At 55.8% G+C, this 981-nt stretch carries 2 protein-coding genes; both read left to right on the top strand.

Translation table 11 applies throughout. The features are described 5' to 3' along the window. The first annotated feature begins 111 nt into the window (after positions 1-111). Positions 112-459 (top strand): quaternary ammonium compound efflux SMR transporter QacE delta 1, encoded by a 348-nt coding sequence (locus NA330_RS23160; protein WP_000679427.1) that lies wholly within the window; start codon positions 112-114, stop codon positions 457-459. Next, a partial coding sequence (gene folP / locus NA330_RS23155; RefSeq protein ID WP_000259024.1) for a dihydropteroate synthase occupies positions 453-981 on the top strand: 529 nt, incomplete at its 3' end. The genes NA330_RS23160 and folP, both read left to right, overlap by 7 nt.

The raw sequence follows: 981 nt of genomic DNA, 5'->3' as shown, positions 1-981 counted from the left end.
GCGTTAGATGCACTAAGCACATAATTGCTCACAGCCAAACTATCAGGTCAAGTCTGCTTTTATTATTTTTAAGCGTGCATAATAAGCCCTACACAAATTGGGAGATATATCATGAAAGGCTGGCTTTTTCTTGTTATCGCAATAGTTGGCGAAGTAATCGCAACATCCGCATTAAAATCTAGCGAGGGCTTTACTAAGCTTGCCCCTTCCGCCGTTGTCATAATCGGTTATGGCATCGCATTTTATTTTCTTTCTCTGGTTCTGAAATCCATCCCTGTCGGTGTTGCTTATGCAGTCTGGTCGGGACTCGGCGTCGTCATAATTACAGCCATTGCCTGGTTGCTTCATGGGCAAAAGCTTGATGCGTGGGGCTTTGTAGGTATGGGGCTCATAATTGCTGCCTTTTTGCTCGCCCGATCCCCATCGTGGAAGTCGCTGCGGAGGCCGACGCCATGGTGACGGTGTTCGGCATTCTGAATCTCACCGAGGACTCCTTCTTCGATGAGAGCCGGCGGCTAGACCCCGCCGGCGCTGTCACCGCGGCGATCGAAATGCTGCGAGTCGGATCAGACGTCGTGGATGTCGGACCGGCCGCCAGCCATCCGGACGCGAGGCCTGTATCGCCGGCCGATGAGATCAGACGTATTGCGCCGCTCTTAGACGCCCTGTCCGATCAGATGCACCGTGTTTCAATCGACAGCTTCCAACCGGAAACCCAGCGCTATGCGCTCAAGCGCGGCGTGGGCTACCTGAACGATATCCAAGGATTTCCTGACCCTGCGCTCTATCCCGATATTGCTGAGGCGGACTGCAGGCTGGTGGTTATGCACTCAGCGCAGCGGGATGGCATCGCCACCCGCACCGGTCACCTTCGACCCGAAGACGCGCTCGACGAGATTGTGCGGTTCTTCGAGGCGCGGGTTTCCGCCTTGCGACGGAGCGGGGTCGCTGCCGACCGGCTCATCCTCGATCCGGGGATGG

The organism is Salmonella sp. NW722, assembly GCF_051702785.1.
In the GTDB taxonomy this organism is placed as follows: Bacteria; Pseudomonadota; Gammaproteobacteria; order Enterobacterales; family Enterobacteriaceae; genus Salmonella; species Salmonella enterica.
The sequence above is the reverse complement of the archived record's forward strand: the minus strand, read 5'-3'. Positions and strand labels throughout refer to the sequence as shown.

What these genes read in the sequence shown, in the direction of transcription:
- NA330_RS23160 (WP_000679427.1), top strand. Translation starts at nt 112, where the DNA reads ATGAAAGGCTGGCTTTTTCTTGTTATCGCAATAGTTGGCGAAGTAATC.